This is a genomic window from Jeotgalibacillus sp. R-1-5s-1 (assembly GCF_004405105.1).
Taxonomy (GTDB): domain Bacteria; phylum Bacillota; class Bacilli; order Bacillales; family Jeotgalibacillaceae; genus Jeotgalibacillus.
The window spans coordinates 64507-82810 of the sequence record NZ_SORW01000007.1; the positions used below are offsets into that span (position 1 = coordinate 64507).

17 protein-coding genes are annotated in these 18304 nt (G+C 43.6%); 8 read left to right on the top strand and 9 right to left on the bottom strand.

Annotation, left to right across the window (positions count from 1 at the left end; all coding sequences use genetic code 11):
- Positions 1-101: 101 nt before the first annotated feature.
- Positions 102-533, bottom strand: a complete 432-nt coding sequence (locus E2491_RS03875) for a MarR family winged helix-turn-helix transcriptional regulator (RefSeq protein ID WP_134372954.1) — start codon at positions 531-533, stop codon at positions 102-104.
- 113 nt (positions 534-646) lie between these two features.
- Between E2491_RS03875 and E2491_RS03880 the strand changes: the two genes are divergently transcribed.
- Complete coding sequence (locus tag E2491_RS03880) at positions 647-2062, top strand: MDR family MFS transporter (protein ID WP_134372957.1); 1416 nt, start codon at positions 647-649, stop codon at positions 2060-2062.
- Between the two features lie 88 nt (positions 2063-2150).
- Here the strand turns inward: E2491_RS03880 and E2491_RS03885 are convergent, their stop codons facing one another.
- Complete coding sequence (locus tag E2491_RS03885; RefSeq protein ID WP_166805778.1) at positions 2151-2444, bottom strand: DUF3817 domain-containing protein; 294 nt, start codon at positions 2442-2444, stop codon at positions 2151-2153.
- 159 nt (positions 2445-2603) lie between these two features.
- Here E2491_RS03885 and E2491_RS03890 point away from each other — a divergent pair, with 159 nt between their 5' ends.
- From E2491_RS03890 to E2491_RS03905, 4 genes are all read left to right on the top strand, one after another.
- Entirely contained in the window at positions 2604-3350 is a 747-nt protein-coding gene (locus E2491_RS03890; RefSeq protein ID WP_134372960.1) for a YqcI/YcgG family protein, read from the top strand.
- 21 nt (positions 3351-3371) lie between these two features.
- The gene (locus E2491_RS03895) at positions 3372-4193 is read left to right on the top strand and encodes an NAD(P)H-hydrate dehydratase (protein ID WP_134372963.1); all 822 of its coding nucleotides are present in this window, start codon (positions 3372-3374) and stop codon (positions 4191-4193) included.
- A gap of 207 nt (positions 4194-4400) precedes the next feature.
- The gene (locus tag E2491_RS03900; RefSeq protein ID WP_134372966.1) at positions 4401-6044 is read left to right on the top strand and encodes a sensor domain-containing protein; all 1644 of its coding nucleotides are present in this window, start codon (positions 4401-4403) and stop codon (positions 6042-6044) included.
- Positions 6045-6129: 85 nt separating this feature from the next.
- Positions 6130-6846, top strand: a complete 717-nt coding sequence (locus tag E2491_RS03905; protein ID WP_134372969.1) for a YebC/PmpR family DNA-binding transcriptional regulator — start codon at positions 6130-6132, stop codon at positions 6844-6846.
- Positions 6847-7090: 244 nt separating this feature from the next.
- Here the strand turns inward: E2491_RS03905 and E2491_RS03910 are convergent, their stop codons facing one another.
- A complete protein-coding gene (locus tag E2491_RS03910) occupies positions 7091-7477 on the bottom strand; it encodes a hypothetical protein (protein WP_134372972.1) in 387 nt (128 codons plus the stop codon).
- A gap of 323 nt (positions 7478-7800) precedes the next feature.
- Here E2491_RS03910 and E2491_RS03915 point away from each other — a divergent pair, with 323 nt between their 5' ends.
- A complete protein-coding gene (locus E2491_RS03915) occupies positions 7801-10233 on the top strand; it encodes a S8 family serine peptidase (protein ID WP_134372975.1) in 2433 nt (810 codons plus the stop codon).
- A 133-nt stretch (positions 10234-10366) separates the two neighbouring features.
- On the opposite strand, the gene E2491_RS03920 is transcribed toward E2491_RS03915, so the two are convergent.
- From E2491_RS03920 to E2491_RS03940, 5 genes are all read right to left on the bottom strand, one after another.
- Positions 10367-11932, bottom strand: coding sequence for a polyamine aminopropyltransferase (locus E2491_RS03920; RefSeq protein WP_134372978.1), 1566 nt, complete (start codon positions 11930-11932; stop codon positions 10367-10369).
- Positions 11933-11956: 24 nt separating this feature from the next.
- The gene (locus E2491_RS03925) at positions 11957-12352 is read right to left on the bottom strand and encodes a DUF350 domain-containing protein (protein ID WP_134372981.1); all 396 of its coding nucleotides are present in this window, start codon (positions 12350-12352) and stop codon (positions 11957-11959) included.
- Positions 12353-12380: 28 nt separating this feature from the next.
- Positions 12381-12965 (bottom strand): DUF4247 domain-containing protein, encoded by a 585-nt coding sequence (locus tag E2491_RS03930; RefSeq protein ID WP_244093875.1) that lies wholly within the window; start codon positions 12963-12965, stop codon positions 12381-12383.
- Positions 12966-13079: 114 nt separating this feature from the next.
- Positions 13080-13745, bottom strand: coding sequence for a PspA/IM30 family protein (locus tag E2491_RS03935; protein WP_134372984.1), 666 nt, complete (start codon positions 13743-13745; stop codon positions 13080-13082).
- Positions 13746-13763: 18 nt separating this feature from the next.
- Complete coding sequence (locus tag E2491_RS03940; RefSeq protein WP_134372987.1) at positions 13764-14276, bottom strand: DUF4178 domain-containing protein; 513 nt, start codon at positions 14274-14276, stop codon at positions 13764-13766.
- Positions 14277-14437: 161 nt separating this feature from the next.
- On the opposite strand from E2491_RS03940, the gene E2491_RS03945 reads away from it, so the two are divergent.
- Both E2491_RS03945 and E2491_RS03950 read left to right on the top strand, forming a co-directional pair.
- Complete coding sequence (locus tag E2491_RS03945) at positions 14438-14980, top strand: sigma-70 family RNA polymerase sigma factor (RefSeq protein ID WP_134372990.1); 543 nt, start codon at positions 14438-14440, stop codon at positions 14978-14980.
- Positions 14940-16220 (top strand): DUF4179 domain-containing protein, encoded by a 1281-nt coding sequence (locus E2491_RS03950; protein ID WP_134372993.1) that lies wholly within the window; start codon positions 14940-14942, stop codon positions 16218-16220. Before E2491_RS03945 ends, E2491_RS03950 begins: the two co-directional genes overlap by 41 nt.
- Positions 16221-16256: 36 nt before the next feature.
- Here the strand turns inward: E2491_RS03950 and E2491_RS03955 are convergent, their stop codons facing one another.
- The gene (locus E2491_RS03955; RefSeq protein WP_134372996.1) at positions 16257-18068 is read right to left on the bottom strand and encodes a methyl-accepting chemotaxis protein; all 1812 of its coding nucleotides are present in this window, start codon (positions 18066-18068) and stop codon (positions 16257-16259) included.
- Positions 18069-18304 lie beyond the last annotated feature (236 nt).

The following is an 18304-nucleotide window of genomic DNA, read 5'->3' on the forward strand; positions in this document are numbered from 1 at the left end:
AATCCTGTGAACCAACAGCAACATTCTGCGAACCTCGGGTATTATGTTTTGAACGAGGGGCGAAATTCTGCGAAACTTTCATTCGCACTCAAAATATCTTGTTACTTCACACTCTTCATCGCTTCATTAAACTTATTCAGCAGTTTCCCGAATTGTTCGCGTTCCTCATCGGTCCAGTCGTGCAGCAGGTTAGCGACTTTTTCCCGTCGGATGTTGCGGTATTGCTTCATTTCTTTTTCGCCTGCTTCAGTAAGTTCGAAAAAATAGGAGCGTCTGTCTGAAGGGGACTGAATCTTTTTGACGTACCCTTTCTGCTCGAGGGAGGCTGCCTGTCTGCTGACGGTGGAGATATCAAGCTGCAGTTCTTCTGCGAGATCTTTTACGCCGGATGGTCCTTTGACTGAAATCTGATGCAATAGGAGATAGGCGGAGCGCACCAGGCTCTCGTCTTTTCTGTTCTGAGCAATGGTCGTGATTCTTCTTGCTAAAATTGCCATTTCGAGCTCAATGGCACGAAGTGATTCTTCTTTCATTATATAAACCGCCTTTTCGAAAACGTGTAGTTGAAGCTGAATACTTGTATGATACAACCATATAGTTGTATCATACAATTAATTGCTGAAAAAATAAAGAAAGAAGGATTAATATGGCTTATGCACAGGAAAGGCCGAAGGATACGACTTCCTTTAATAAAGTTCCGCTCCTGATCGTACTGATTTCAGGAGCTTTTGCTGCTATTTTAAATCAGACGCTGTTAGCTACAGCGCTGCCGGTGATTATGGCTGACCTTAATTTACAGGCGAGTACAGCTCAATGGCTGCAGTCTGTGTTTATGCTGGTGAACGGGATTATGATTCCGATTACGGCTTTTTTGATAGAGAGATTTACAACCAGAAGACTATTTTTAACCGCAATGGGTTTATTCGGGCTCGGCACGCTTATTTGTGCGATTGCGCCAGGTTTTGGTTTTTTGATGGTCGGCCGGATCCTGCAGGCATCGGGAGCCGGGATCATCATGCCTTTGATGCAGACGATTTTGTTTTTGATTTATCCTGTTGAAAAACGCGGGGCAGCAATGGGGATGTTTGGACTTGTAATTGCTTTTGCTCCAGCGATTGGTCCGACTTTATCAGGCTGGATGGTAGATCAATTCCCATGGAGAAGCCTGTTTTATGTTATTCTGCCGGTCATTATCATTGATATCATCGTGGCGTATTTTATTTTGCGAAATGTAACGAAGCAGACGTTTCCAAAGGTGGATCCGCTTTCGATTGCGCTGTCAACGCTTGGATTCGGTGGATTATTATACGGTTTCAGTACGGCTGGAAACAGCGGCTGGCTGAGCTGGCAGGTGATCGGATCACTTGTCATTGGAGCGGTAACACTGACCTGGTTCATTGTAAGGCAGGGGAAGCTTGAGAAGCCTATGCTTGAATTCAGGGTGTTTAAAAATCCGATTTTTACTCTGACAACAGCCATTGGGATGATCGTATTTATTGCCATGATTGGAGGAGCTGTTATTCTGCCGCTTCTCATGCAAAACATGCTTGGATTCAGCGCGCTTGAATCCGGATTGATGCTGCTTCCAGGTGCGCTTCTTATGGGGGCAATGAGTCCGGTAGCCGGAAAGCTGTTTGATAAGTTCGGAGCGAGGTGGCTTGCGATTACAGGTATGTCGATTTTGACTATCACGACATTTATGTTCACGAATTTATCAGCTGATACTACCTTCATGTATTTAGCTATTGTGAATATGTTCCGCATGTTTGGCTTATCAATGGTGATGATGCCAGTCACAACGGCGGGTCTGAACCAGCTGCCGAATCACCTGATTCCGCACGGGACTGCCATGAATAATACGATGCGTCAGGTGGCGGGTGCTGTTGGAACCGCGCTGTTAGTTACGGTCATGACGATGACACAAATTCCTGCTGAGGGTGTCAGCGGTATGATCCGTGGTGTTAACATTTCCTTCGTCGTAGCCGGAATCACAGCCGTCATCGGACTAGTTCTCGCTTTTTTTGTAAAAACAAAAAAGCAGACAGACGAGGCTTCTGCTTAGAAATAGTAGGCATGACTCGACCTGGTTTATAATATTGAGCGGATAGAAAAAACCGTAATTCTTATCATAAGAGTTACGGTTTTTTCCGTCAGCTGAACTTCTTCTCAATTCTCCGATCCAGCACAAAATTTCCAAACGGTATAAACGCCACAGCAACTGCGCTGAACAGCCACATAAAATGCCATCTGATTTTAAAAGTCGTATAAAGCGCAAGCATAACATAAACAACAAACAAGAAACCGTGAATAGATCCTACAAGCGTTACGGCTTCCGGGATGCCTGCCATATATTTAAGCGGCATGGCAATAAATAATAAAATAAGCAGGGATCCGCCTTCGAGCAGTCCCATCATACGGAATCGTCCAATATCAGTTTTCATCATGATTTCTTCCCTCCAGGTCTATTAGGCATTATAAAAGATTCAGCCTGAAAATGTGTGAACAATTCGTGTTGATTGTGCCAGGTGGAAAAATAGTTAATTGTTTACATTTTTAATGTAAGGGTAATGTCTACCAATACATATTTTTGGAGGCTGATTTAAATGGTAAAGAAAAGTTCAGGACTATTGACAATAGAGGATATGAAGGAACATGAAAAGCTGCCTGATTGGCTTGTGAAGGAGTATAAAACGTTTGAAGAGACAGTACTTGATCCGACGTTTCCATGTTATTTCGGAATGAAAGGTCAGCGTAAAGGAGAACTTCGTTATGCCTACATATCTCAAAAAGACTGGTCTAACCTTCCGGCAGCGGTCGGTGAATTCCTTGCGCTATTTAAATCAGAAACAAAAATAAAACACGGTCTGTTTTTATTTGTGGAGCCTTTCGAGACGGAGCAGGAGCTTGATCGATATCGTACTCAGTTTTGGGAGATTCTTCAGTATCTTCATGAGCAGGATGAAAAAGCCTGGCCGGAAGATCATCCGAGAGACCCTGATCATTTTCTGTGGGATTTTCACTTTGAAGGAGAACCGATTTTCGTTTTTGGGAATGCACCGGCCTATAAACAGAGGAAAACAAGGAATCTTGGCAATGCGATGGTGCTTGGATTTCAGCCGCGTGCGATTTTTCAGGGGCTGGAGGGAACGGAAAAGGGAGGAATAATGTCCCGGGAAAAAGTGAGAGAACGGGTTGAAAAATGGGATCAGCTTCCGAAACATCCGGATATCAGTCATTACGGGGATCCTGATCATCATGAGTGGAAGCAGTCCTTTATTGGCGATGACAGTATTCCCGTTACAGGAAAATGTCCTTTTCATCATAAAGAAATGGTGAAACAAAGCACTTAATGAGAAAGGGGAGACAGGCAGATGTGGACAGCAGATCATGTGAAGAAGACGCTACCGGTTCGTTCGGCAGAGGCACATAAAGGTACGTTTGGTACGGCATTACTGGCAGTTGGCAGTCCATTTATGCCAGGTGCTGCGATTCTTGCGGGGATGTCCTGTCTGCGCAGTGGAGCAGGGAAACTTGAGATCGGGGCGGATGAATCCGTTTTTCCGCATGTATCTGCCCATTTACCAGAGGCAACGTATGTACCGGAATTTAGCGAGAAAATGATGAGAGGGGACATCGATCTTTCGAGTTATCGCGTGCTTACATGCGGGTCGGGGAGAGAACCAGGCCCTGAGACAGAAAAAATCATTGACCGTTTTTTACAGACGGATATTCCTGTTGTCCTGGACGCGGGTGCGCTTTCAAAAAGAACATACGCGGTCAGGAACGCCCCTGTTATCCTGACCCCTCATCCGGGGGAATTTGAAAGAATTTCTAGTATAGAGCTGGAAGGTTCCAAAGAAGCACGAATTCAGGCTGCTGAGGAAATGGCACAAACATTCGGAGTAACTATTGTGCTAAAAGGAAAAGAAACTGTCATTTCTTTTCCAGATGGTGAGACGAGGATTAACCCAACCGGCAACAGCGCACTTGCCAAAGGCGGAACCGGAGATGTACTCACAGGCATGATATCAGGTATGCTTTGCTGTCATAAAGACTGGAAGCACGCTGTCTTAAATGCAGTTTATCTGCATGGAGCCTGCGCAGATGAATGGATCAAAACAAAATCGTCCCACACCATGCTGGCAAGTGAAATCACAAAGCTGCTGCCGGAAGTGTGGAAAGCGCATGAGTAAATGACATTCAGTACTGCATAACTATAAAAGTATGTTGACCTTAAATATGTATCTTGCCATATTGTTTAATTATTGTTGCCCTATTTTCAATTAAACATGAGACTCATGTCTCACACTTCTTCTTTACATTTACCTGAGTCCCTACTACTATTAAATCATCACTCTGTAATATAAACGGGCTGATATGAGAGGGTGGCAAGGGTGAGTGTGGAGAAATTACTTTTTAGAGCTGTGATGAAAGGCATAAAGGAAATGGTGTTCATCGTTAAGGCGGAGCCTGACGGTGAATTTACGTATGCTTTTTTAAATGAAGAGGCGAAGATGCGTTCAGGTTTGTCTGATGATGATCTGGGGAAGCCTATCCAGGCCATACAGCCGGATCTGTCATCCTTTTTGTACAGCCAGTATGTAAAAGTGGTGGAAACGAAGGAAGACGTTGTTTACAAGGATTCCTACACAGCGTTATCAGGAGAAACCTATTATTCTAAAACCCGGCTTTCCCCTTTATTGGATGAACAGGGGGAGTGCACTCATATTACAGCGCTTGTTCATGATATTACAGAATCAACATGGGCGGAGCTTGATGCAGAGGAATCAAGGGAGCGGGCGCTTGAAAGCCGTGAAAGATTCCGCTCTTTATTTGATCACAACCTTGATGCCATTTTCTATTTAAACCTAGATGGAATTACGATCAGTGGTAATCGTGCTGCGGGAGCTTATATTGGATGGGAATCAGAGCCTGAGGAAATTCATTACCGGGAATGGTTCAAGGAGAAGGATTTAACAGAGGTTGATCACGCTTTTTTGAAAGCAAAAACCGGTGAAGCCTCGTCTTTTCGTACGAAGGTGTATATGAATGGGAAGAAAATAGACGGACTCTCCATCTTTGTTCCGGTCATGATTCATCATGAAGTCACGGGCATTTACTGGATACTCAAAGACATTTCAACAGAGATGGATGCTATTAAACGCTTCAGGGACAGTGAGAAAAAACTCAGAATCATTGCAGAAAATGCCCAGGATCTGATTACGCTTGTTGATCATAAAGGTACCATTATTTATGCATCACCATCTTATCGGCAGGTGCTCGGTTATCCTGAAAGTGAATATGAGGGGAAATTGTTTTCTCATCATGTAGAGGAAGAATATCTGCCTGAATTGGAGGCTTCTTTCCTGATGTCTATTCAGCAGGGAACACCGTGGAAATTACAGTTGCGCCAACAGCACCAGGAGAAAGAATGGATGTGGACGGAACTGCATGGTACGCCTGTATTTGACGACCAGGATCATTTTAATTATATGGTGGTCGTTTCCAGGGACATTACCTTTAATAAGAAGCAGGAATCCCGCCTTGAATATTTCGCTTATCATGATTCTTTAACGGGCCTCCCAAACCGGAGACTTCTGCAAAAAACAATGGAAGAGGAACAGCAATCAGGGCGTCAGCCGTTTTCAGTTTTAATGCTTGATATTGATCACTTTAAAACGATTAATGATGAACTCGGTCATGATGCAGGAGATGCTGTTATAGAGGAGTTTGGACATAGACTTAAGAAGTGTACGAGAAGTTCTGATCTCGTCGCAAGACTGGGCGGTGACGAATTTATCGTGTTACTGCGCGGTGTTGAAAATGAAGATAAGCTGTCAAAGGTAGCGGATAAGATTCTGTCTGCGATTCGCGAGCCGTTTCAACTTAAGGGACTCGTTATGAATGTGACGACAAGTATCGGAATGACTGTGGTGGAAAAAGAAGCCTGCTCACCGGCTGAAATCCTGAAGGCGGCTGATAAAGCCCTTTATCAGGCGAAAGCCAGGGGGCGGAACACTTTTTCGATCCTGTCCCTGAACTGACGTATTCAGTTGCCTTCTCCTGTTAAAATAAGTATAGTGAAAAGGCAGGTATTTTGAACAACTCACGGAAAGAGAGTGACCAATTATGGGACGTAAGTGGAACAATATTAAGGAAAAGAAAGCAGCAAAAGACGCGAATACAAGTCAGGTTTACAATAAATTCGCGCGTGAAATATATGTAACAGCCAAGCAGGGAGAGCCGGATCCGGAAGCCAATACAGCTTTGCGTATGGTACTGGATCGTGCTAAAACATACAATGTGCCAAAAGCGATCATCGAGCGTGCGATTGAAAAAGCAAAAGGCGGCGGTGAAGAAAGCTATGACAGCCTCCGATATGAAGGTTTTGGCCCGGCAGGATCGATGATTATTGTCGATGCGCTCACTAATAACGTAAACCGCACTGCTTCTGAAGTGCGTGCCGCATTTGGTAAAAATGGCGGGAACATGGGTGTCAGTGGATCTGTGTCTTATATGTTTGATTCTACTGCCGTATTTGGTGTGGAAGGAAAAACAGCTGATGAAATACTGGAGCTGTTGATGGAAAAAGATGTGGATGCCCGTGATATTCTTGAAGAAGATGATGCGGTCATCATTTATGCAGAACCTGATCAGTATAATGCTGTTCAGCAGGCCCTGAAGGACAGTGGGATTACAGAATTCACTGTAGCCGAGCTGACAATGCTTGCTCAAAATGATGTTTCCGTATCGGAAGAAGATCAGGCACAGATCGAGAAACTGATTGGTGCTCTTGAGGATCTTGAAGATGTACAGCAGGTGTATCACAACGTGGAATTGAATTAAATTTGAGGAAGACCTGTCCTGAGGGCGGGTCTTTTTTTGTCTGAAAAGATGTTTTGGCTGGGCGGGGCCTTTTTACACTGAACTGACGAAGTCACGAGCGGAACTCACAAAAGCAGCGGTTAAGCTCACAAATTCTCCTCCTAACCTCACAAACTCGCTCTCTGAACTCACGAAAACATCCTCTAATCTCACAAACTTAAAATTACATGGAAAAGACACCGGCCAACCCCGGTGTCTTTTCGACTTAAACCTCGTACAATACCTGCATTTTGAAAGAGCCTGTGTAGTTCTGGCCGAATGAGTTGACTGTTACGCGTACGACTTCATCATGGATGAATGTCAGGGAAGAACCAGCCTGTACAGCGATTGTTTCCTGGCTGTTGCGACGGAAAATCGTGATATTCAGTCCGTTGTTGCTGAAGTTTTCGATTGTAGCAGCCAATGTGACGCGAAGGTCATTCGGCTCTACGTCAAAGATGATATTGTTTGGTGTGTTCGGTCCGCCTGCAAATGGAGCACAGTTTTCATACAGCAGCTTCTCTGGCTTTTCCTTCTTTGGACGCTTTGGACAGTCGCAGTCACACTGACCAATGGTTCCTAACGGGCGTTTGTAGTGATCTTTACAAGTCATTTATTTTCACCTCCTAGAATTAGAATATGAGATTCATAGAATATTGGTTGGACAAGTGATGAAAATTGGCTTTTGTCTCTTTTTTAAATTGATAGATTATAGGGTAGGGTGGTATTGTATATCCATTGGACTATATAAGAGTAAAGTAATATGTTAAATGAACTAATTCCATTCGAGAAAAAATAAGGAAATGAACTCAAGGAATACCAGTTAAATTAACAGAATATTAACTATGTTCGTTATTTTATGAAAAAATGAGGAGGGAGCTTTAAATAGAGTAAAACGTTTGATACAAATTTTCTGAGATTGAAGGGAGAAAAAGAATGAAAAAGAATACAAAGAGATCAGTACTTTCGACATCTGCATTATTACTTGCGTTATCTGCTTTCGGCATGGGGGCCGGTGCAAATGCGGGAGTGAATGTAAAAAATGCAGAAGAACTTGCATTACTGAAAGGGGACTTCAATCTTCAGTCCGGCAAAGAAGCAACAGTCATTGTAGAACTTGATGCTCCGTCTTTAGCGGAAGCAAAGCTTAAAGGCCTTGCTCAGTCTAAAGGAAAACTGAAGCTTGAAAGAGATGAAGTGAAAGCTGCACTTAAAAAAGCAGTATCTAAAGCTGATGTGAATCAGGAATATGATTCAGTTTTCTCAGGCTTCTCTGTTGCGTTGCCTGAAAGTGCGATTCCTGAACTGCTGGCGATCGAAGGGGTTAAAGCAGTTTACCCGAACGTTACATATACGGCATCAGTTGTCGGTGAAGCAACGGGTCTTTCTTCTGATGAAATCAGCGCAGAGATGTTTGACAGTGCTCCATTTATCGGATCTGATAAGGCTTGGGCTGACGGCTTTACAGGTGAAGGAATCACGGTAGCAGTCATCGATACTGGTGTTGATTATACACATCCTGATTTAGCTCACGCATTTGGTGACTATAAGGGATATGACTTCGTTGATAATGATGAGGATCCTCAGGAAACGCCAAATGGCGATCCTCGTGGTGCCTCAACGCTTCACGGGTCTCACGTAGCTGGAACGGTAGCAGCGAATGGAGCGATCAAGGGCGTAGCACCTGATGCTGAGCTGTTGGCTTACCGTGTGCTTGGACCTGGCGGAAGCGGTTCAACTGAAAACGTTGTCGCGGGAATTGAAAAAGCAGTGGAAGATGGAGCAGACGTGATGAACCTGTCATTAGGGAATTCACTGAATGATCCGGACTGGGCAACGTCAATTGCACTTGACTGGGCAATGTCTGAAGGTGTTGTGGCCGTTACGTCAAATGGGAACAGTGGTCCGAATAACTGGACAGTCGGTTCACCAGGTACTTCACGTGAAGCGATTTCTGTAGGAGCAACGCAGCTTCCTTACAGCATTTACTCAGCATCTGTTGAAACCTCTGAGGGTGTCAGCTATCCATCCGCTAACGTAATGGGCTTCCCAAGTGATGAAGAGCTTTTAGCGTTAAACGGACAAGACTTTGAATTTGAATATGTAGGTCTTGGTGGACCAGCGGATTTTGAAGGAAAAGATCTGACAGGTAAAATTGCTGTTATGCAGCGCGGAAACTTCCCGTTTGTTGATAAAGCAGCTAATGCAAAAGCGGCAGGAGCAGTTGGCGCGATCATTTTCAACAATGTTCCTGGCGTACAGCCTGATATCCCGGGCATTTCGCTGCCTACTATTAAAATGAGCAATGAAGATGGACTAAAGCTTCTGGCTGAGCTTGAAGCTGGAAATAACACGGTGGCATTCAATGTAGCATTCGACCGTGAAGTGGGCGAAACAATGGCTGGATTCTCATCACGCGGTCCGGTTATCGATACGTGGATGGTAAAGCCTGATGTGTCTGCACCTGGTGTAAACATCGTCAGCACAATCCCGACGCATGATGAAAATGTACACGGCTATGCTGCGCTTCAGGGAACAAGTATGGCATCTCCACACGTTGCAGGAGCGGCGGCATTGATCCTTCAGGCTAATCCCGACTGGAGCATTGACGATGTTAAAGCATCACTGATGAATACAGCTCAGGATCTGATTGACCCGGCAACAGGAAAGTCATATCCGCATAACTCACAGGGAGCGGGAAGTATTCGTGTTCCGGCAGCCATTGAAACAGATATTCTTGTAGGAAATGGCAGTCACTCATTCGGCGTATTTGATAAGACAAAAGGTAAGCAGGTTGAAAAAAATCACTTTGAAGTAAAGAACCTTTCTGACAAGCGTAAAACGTATTCATTTGCGGTAGACTTCGGTGCAAACAGCAGCGCAATCAAGGTCAGCACAAGCAAGAATACAAAGGTGAATGCTGGCGCATCACAAAAAGTAAACATGAACGTTCAGGTTGATGCTTCTAAATTAGCTCCAGGTTATTACGAAGGCAGCATCAAAGTATCTGACGGTGAGAAAACGGTGGATGTCCCAACAATTCTGTTCGTACAGGAGCCTGATTATCCTCGTGTATCAAGCCTTGGTGTAGAACAAAATGGTGACGCTTTTACAATCAGCGGCTACTTCCCGGGTGGAGCTGAGACAGTTGAACTGTTTGTTTATTCATCCAATGCAGCAGGAGCACCTGTCGCGTATCTTGGTGATATCTCAGTCGTTGAAGATGTAGAGTCCGGATTCCAGTCATTTGTCTGGGACGGCACAATCAATGGAGAAAAGCTGGAGGCTGGCAAATACTATAACGTATATGCCTATGCTACCTACAAAAACAAAACGGATCTTGCAGGCGTAAACTTCCTGATGGAATAAGTGAATCCGTAATATGAAAACCCCCTCGGTTAATTTGACCGAGGGGGTTTAAAATTATTGTGTTTTTATAAATTCGTGCAAGGGACCTCCTACGCTCAGCACATGGTCTCGAAGGAATGGACCTGGCACGGTTTTAGTAATTCACCCAGGCCTTCTCATACATCTGAAGAAGAATCGGGTTGATCAGCGTGTTTGGTTCATATTCAAATGGTTCACCATTTTGTGTTTCAATTTCCCGGTCAATGTCTTTTCCGAAAACCTGAAGTCCCTGAAGGACGTCTTCATCAAGGAATCTGGTTTCTACATCAAAACTCAGTTCTTCAAACACGCCATCTGTTTCTTCGCGCTGGGCAAAGACAAAGCCCCAGTCTCCAAAGCTTGGCACATCAACGTGAAGGTTTTCTGTGAATAGCCCGGCTTCCTGAACGGTATGATCAATCGTCCAGTACACCTCTGTTGCAAAAGTTGGGCTTGTTGATTGAATCATCATCGCGCCACCGGGTTCCAATGCGTTTCGAAGGAGCTGATAAAATTGCAGTGTGTAAAGCTTGTTCAGCGATTCATTATTCGGATCAGGAAGATCAACGATAATGACGTCATAAAAATCGTTGACATTTTCCATAAATGAAAAAGCATCTGCATGGTGAACGGTTACCCGCTCATCTTCAAAAGCATTTTCATTTAGGCGGGAAAGGTCATAATGGGTGGAGGAAAGGTCCACAACTGCCGGGTCCAGATCAACGAGATCGACTGACTTCACATCATCATATTTCCAAAGTTCCCGTAAGACGAGACCATCTCCGCCGCCTAAAACGAGTATTTTTTCAGCTGAATCAGCTGCAGCGACGGTTGGGTGAACGAGCGTTTCGTGATAACGGTATTCATCTGTTGAACTCATCTGAAGCTGTCCATCTAAAAACAGGCGGACATCTCCCTGTTCCTTGGTGAGGATAATCTGCTGGTATTCCGTTTGCTCATGATACACAATTGGGTCCCGATACAGCCTCTGTTCAAAAGAAAAGGCCATTTCCTCACCCCAGAAAATACCTGAGAATAAAATGATGAAAAATCCGATTCCTGCCGTCAGGTGAAGACGGAACCGCTTGATTTCTTTTCTGAAATAAAACAGTACCCAAAGTGCCACAGCGACGTTAATCATCCCGACGACAAAAGCAGACTTTACAAGACCGAATTCAGGTCTGAGTAAGAAGACAAACAACAGACCACCGATCAGCCCGCCTGCATAATCAGAAAACAAAACGCGTGCGGTACTCTTTCTAAGCGTAACACCGATTTCATTGGCCTTCCGGATCAGGATCGGCAACTCAAGGCCGGTCAAACCACCAACCAGCAGTGTAATGGTATAGAGAAAAATCGCATCGGTGCCATCTGGCAGGAAAGCCGTTACACCGAAAAATAAAAAGGTGGAAAGTCCGCCGATCAATCCGATCGCATATTCAATCCATATAAAGGAGGGAATCAGATTTTTAGTTACACGTTCACTGATTGATGCCCCAATTCCCATTCCGGTTAAAAAAAGTGAGATGGTGAGCGTATACTGCTTCACACCATCTCCTAAAATGTAAGAGCCTGCAGCTCCAAATAATACTTCAAAGATAATTCCGCAGATGGAGACAATACCGGACGCCCAGTAAATCGTCTTACTCTGGCGGATGCCGAGTTCATTGATTGTCTTCATGGTGAAGCTCCTAACCGCTTTTAATTATGTAATCGACGCACCAATGACAAATGCAAGACCTACCGATACACCAAAACTGATGATTCCTACTGCCAGATTTCCTTTTTTAAGTTGTTCTTCAACGGAGAATTTACGTGTAAATAGTTCAAATAAAAGATAAGCAATTAATTGAAGAGCAACTCCGAGTCCACCCCAGATTAACGTTTCCCACACGGCAAAACTGTGATAGATTGCAAACGCCAGTATAATACAGATTCCGATGATTTTGCCGCTGATCGAAAGAGCTACTGCCTGATTACCTGCAAGTACCTCATCCCAGTCCTTGTATTTTTTTGTTAAAAGTTCAAAAATGACAATTCCAATCAGTACAACAACGACTGCGATAGCAAAGTACATAATCGTTAAAAGAAATGCGTTCATTTTTCAGTCTCCTTTCCATGTTCAATTATTATTTTCCTGAGCCGATTCCGCCGCCGCGATTACTTGAACCGCGAATCGTCGGGATTGCATTTTTCCCTACGTATGTGCCGGATGAATTGTAGCCTCCGTAACAGCGTTCAGGATAAAGATTGCAGTCCTGACTTCTGCTGGTGGACCATCCTGAACCAAAACGGGTATTTAAAAGGGATGCCAGCAGATAACCTTCAAAGAAGGAAGGGCGATAATTATCACGGGCAAATTCTTCTTCCGCGACTTCAATCATCGTATCAGATGCATTTTCCTCAGATTCAGTAAGCGTAACAAACAGGTCGTCATAAACCAGAATTTGTTTGCCATCCCGGATTTCACTCAGATCTTCAGGTGTTTCATGATTTTGCAGCTCTTCGGATACTGAAGCGATGTCACGTCCTTGTGCCTGATAAACGCTGGCGTACTGGTCCGTGTTGGATGCGCTTGAAATCGTATCATAAAGAGGGTATGTAGTGCTGATATAATCTCTGATTCCGTCTTTAAAAATCGATCCGCCATTTCCACATGCAGCTAAAAACAGCATGACAGCAACGATTAAGATGGTTACCATGGACCGTTTCATATTCTCACCGTCCTTTCTAAAAGAATCATAACCTAAAAGAGGGGATGATGCCAGATGATTCCAAGAATCTTCCGGCTATCATACCCCCATGTTCCGTCTTGAATAAAAATGAAATTATTCTTTGCCCATTTTCTTCTTAAGTGCAGCCAGTTCATCATCTACACTGTTATCCAGAGCATCGAATTCATCATCAAGGCTTCGGTTGGATTGGCGCATATCTTCACTTGTTTCCGCTTCAGCTTCGAACTGAAGTACTTTTTCTTCCATTCTTTCGAACCCGCCACGGGACTCATCAGAACCGATTCCTGACAGTGTACGATTCATCTTCGTCCGTGTTTTAGCTGATTCAGCACGTGCTTTTAACGAATCCTTTTTAAGCTTCATTTCATTGTATTCTTTTTTCATTTCATCCAGCTTTGATCGAAGAACGGCAACATCTTCTTTTGCACGTGCATATGACTCTTCAAGAGAAGCAGCCTGATCTGCATGGTTTTTCTTATCTTCCAGCGCACGGCGGGCAAGATCTTCATTACCTGCTTCGATCGCCTTCATTGCCTGATCTTCACGCTTTTTCATCATGCTCTGTGCGTCTTCTACTTTCTTTTGAAGCAGCTTTTCATTTGCAATCTGCTTCGCAACAGCGGTTTCCACATCGCGGATATCCGCTTCCATATCACGCATAAACTGATCCAGCATTTTTACCGGATCTTCAGCTTTATCCAGCATTGAATTTAATTCTGCACCTACAACTGTTTTTACTCGCTTAAAAAATTGAAACATGTAAATTCCTCCTAAAGTTTAGTTTGAACCTGCAATAATTTTTATTTCATATTCTTCTATACTGTAACCTGTACTTGCTTCAACGTCTCCGCCCCATATTTCAACGGATAGCGCTTTTTCATCTTCTTCATCGTAGTATTCAGCGTATTTACATTTAACACCGTCTACATTCTGGCTGCGGCCCTCACCTTTAACAATGGCTGAGCCTTTTTCATCAAGGTAGTAAGTTATGCCCTCATACTCTATTTCTTTTGGAAGAGGTTCCTGCAGTTTAAGTGGCACTTTTTTATAAATACCCAACTCAAGCTCATCGTCCATTTCAACGCCTAACCAGATCACATCCTGGACTCCCTGAAGCTGATAAGCGGTCCACTTAAAACCGTGATCATTATAAGAAAGCTTTCCAACCACTTCATAATCCTGAAGGTCGTACGTCACAATGTCCTTGATTTTGAGGTTCATCACGGAACGTTCCTCCACCTCAGGCCGTGCAGGTTCTTTTCCGCCAAACAGGCGTTTAAACAAGCTCATCTGATCATCATCCTTTATCACTGTCTTTCCTGCTACAATACCTTATACGGAGCAAAAAAGAAAAGGTTTCTGATTTTGCGAAAAAACATTTGAAATTAAATAAAACTATTTTTACCTGTGCGGAGTCTAATGCTTAGAAAAAGATTGAAAGGGGGAGGCAGATGGATTTAGTATCCCTGGCTGAGAAAGCAATAAAAAAAGACGATGACGCATTTATCGCGATGATCAGAGAAGTCAGAACTGATTTATATAAAACGGCGTACGCTTATCTTAAAAACGAAGATGATGCATTAGAAGCCATTCAGGAAGTGACCTTCCGGGCATACCGATCCATTGGAAAGCTGAAGGAACCGGCTTATTGTAAAACATGGCTGATTCGAATCACGATTAACGTTTGTCAGGATGAGCTGAAAAAGAGGAAACAGATCATTCGGACTGAGGTAAATGATCAGCTTTTCGTTTCAGAAGAAGATTTATTGTTTATGGAGACAAATGAAGCGCTTGAACAGCTCTCCTTTGAAGAACGGGAGCTACTCCATATGAAATACATATGTGATTTAACGATCCGCGAGGTTGCAGAATCCCTTGAAGTTTCAGAGGGAACGATAAAAACACGTCTTTATAAAGCACTTGGACGATTGAGAAAGTGGATGGAGAAAGGAGATGACCATGATGTTCGGGGAAGAAGAAAAGCGACTAAGTAACTATAAAAAAAACATTGATCGAATTGATATTCCAGAAGACAAGCTTGAGAATGCCATGTTCGAAGGGATCAGGCAGGCGAAGAAGAAAAAGCGTAGCTCTAAATGGAAGATACCAGCTTTAGCGGCAGCCGTTTTTCTGATTTCTTTCATTTTGACAGTCAGGGTATCTCCCGTTATGGCCGGACATATTGCCTCCATTCCGGGGATGGACCGGATTGTCGAGCTGATTCGCTATGACCGTGGACTCCAGTCTGCAGTTAATAACGAATATATGGAGCCGATTGGCGCTTCAAGATCGATTGACGGTGTAAAAGTGACAATCGATTCAGCGATTTATGATGAGTATGGGCTGGTGTTGTTTTATACGATTGAATTGGATGAACCAAGCGAATATTTTTATGCTGGACCAACAAAGATTCTGGATGAGACAGGTGATCAAATTACAGCAGCAAGCTCGGGGCCCGGACTTGATGCAAGTAATGATAATAAAACATTCACAGGATTATGGAACTTGCTTTTTGAGGAAAAAACGGATTTGACTGATCTAACCGTAGAATTTGAAATTGATGATGAGACACTTTCCATTCCGTTTTCATTGACAGGTGATCCACTTGAAACGAAGCAATTTGACCTTAATCAAGTTGTAGAAGTGGAGGGGCAAAAAGTTGAGATTCAACATGTCAAAATTTCACCGATCAGAGCGATTGTTGAACTGGAAAGCCTAAAAAATAATAGTATGAAGCTTCTATCTTTTGAAAATATGAAAATGGTTAATGGAAATGGAGATGAATGGGGAATTGTTACTAATGGAGCTTCTGCATCAGGTGAGAGTTACTACCTTCAAAGCAATTACTTTGAAATGCCTGAGGAATTATCCTTGGTTCTTGGAAAAATACAAGCAATTGATAAAGACGAAGCCAGCCTCGTCATTGATACTTTTCAAAAGAAAGTGCTCAAAAAGCCGGATTATTTCCCATTTGAAATCACTGACATTGAACGGGGAAGGATTGAGTATGAATTGAAGGGACAAGAGTTTCCTTATTCCTTATTTGGACAGATCACTGATGCAGATGAAAAGACTTTTTATGAATCCTCAAGTGGAATGGGTGGCTTTAATGGGGAGAAAACAACATATTATTCAAGTTTTGAAACAACAAAATACCAAAATCCGATTTCACTCGAATTCAGCTTTTACCCTCAGTGGATTGAGTCTGATGAAAAAATTAAAATATTTGATTGATAAAAAAGAGAGTCCACAAGGACTCTCTTTTCGCTGTTATGAAGCTTTCTCATTCTCTAAAGATTCAGGAGAATCGAGCTTTTCTTCAGAAACAAATTCATCCTCAATGTCTGGAGCACTAACGTTTTCTTCAAACGAATGATCGGTTTGGGCTGATTCATCCGGTAATTCGAATGTGCCGATCAGAGATTGCAGTTCTTCTGCCATGCCTGTCAGGGCGGCAGCTGAGGATGTTACTTCTTCCATGGAGGCAAGTGTTTGCTGAGCGGCTGCGCTGACGCTGGCTGAGTGGTCGTTTGTCTGTTGGGCGATGCCAGTCATGTTGCCAACGATTTCAGTCACTTCGTCTGATTTCGAGGCAATCGCCTGAGCGGTTGCATTCATCTGTTCAATTTGAGCAGTCATTTGTTTTACAGATCCGATAATCAGGCTGAACTTTTCTCTTGTTTCCTGAGCAGAGGTAATACCGCGCTGAACCTCTGATTTCACATGATCCATTGTTTCAACAGAGTGCTGCGAATCTTTTTGCATTTCTGAGATCAGATCGTTGATTTTGTGGGTAGAACCTGCTGATTGTTCAGCGAGCTTACGAACCTCATCCGCTACAACGGCAAAGCCTTTTCCATGTTCTCCGGCACGTGCTGCTTCGATCGCTGCATTCAGTGCGAGGAGGTTGGTCTGGTCTGCGATCCCACGAATGACTTCAAGAATTGATCCGATTTCATCCGTCCGTGCAGATAATCCCTGAATAGCTTTATCAGATTCTCCGACTGACTGATGAATAGACTCCATATTGTGAACCGTTTTTTCTACAAGTGTTCCACCTTCATTTGCGTGACGCAGGGATTCAGCAGAAAAGTTTTCGATCACTTCTGAGCTCGCGGCAATTGTTTGGATGCCACCTGTAACGTCTGCCAATGCATTTACACTCTGGTCTGCTGCCTGAACCTGTTCTTCTGATCCCCGTGAAATACTTTCAATGGAGCCGGCTGTCTGTTCAGTTGCTCGGGATGTCTGCTCAGCATTAGCTGAAAGCTCCTCGGAGGAAGCGGCTACCTGAGATGCATTCAGGGAAATATTTTGAATCAGTCTTTTCAGGTTATCCTGCATCGCAATAAACGAATGCTGGAGTTTAGCTATTTCATCCTTCCCTTTTAAAGGGGCCGGATTATCTGTCAGGTCACCTTTCGCAACACGCTCTGCCATTTCAGTCATGGCTTTTAACGGCTTGGTCAATCTTGATGTTAAGATAAGTCCGAGGACGACAGCTAAAATAAAGGCAAGACCCATTGTAACGGCTGAAAACAGACGGGATTGTGCCATCGATTCATTTGATGCCTGAAGTGTCGAGCTGATTTGTTCGTCAATACTGACAACCATTGCATCCACGTTTTCATTTAACTGATTGGCAAGAGGGGTCATAGAGCCTGTTGCCTGTACGCGGGCTACCTCAGGGCGTGTTTCGAATGTTTCAAGCATGCTTTCCCCGATACGCAGAAGCTCGCTGTTTTTTTCAGTAATTGAAGTCAGGAGTTCCTGAGAGGCAGTATCATCAATCATACCTGCCAGCTGTTCACCTAGACTTGCTGTTGATTCGTTTAAAGCATAAAAGCGATCCAGATAAATAGATTGTGAGGTTAATAAATATCCCCGGTACTGACTATTTTGTTCCTGTACACCGGCCTGCATTTTCAAAACCGTGGCCCGTGTTTCAAATAGGGATTCTGTTACTTCTTCGAAGGTGGCGCTCATGGAACGCATGTTGAAATAAGAATAAACCCCAGAGGCTGCGAAAACCAACGCGACAATTACGAATGCTAATACAAGCTTTTGACCTACCGACCTCATCTTGTTGTCACCCTTCCTTCCAGATAAATAGGGATAAAGTAATGATATATAACTCCTATTTAGATTAGATGATTACTTATTTCGAGTCAAGAAGAGATTTGGAAGAGAGGGAATTTTCTGAATCAAAAAGAACCGGGACGGGTCCATTCTGCGCTCGTATAGTATAGATAACCAGATTTTTCTCTGGTTCCTCTGTTATACATGTTTTATTTGTATAATGAAGGTGGATCAGATGG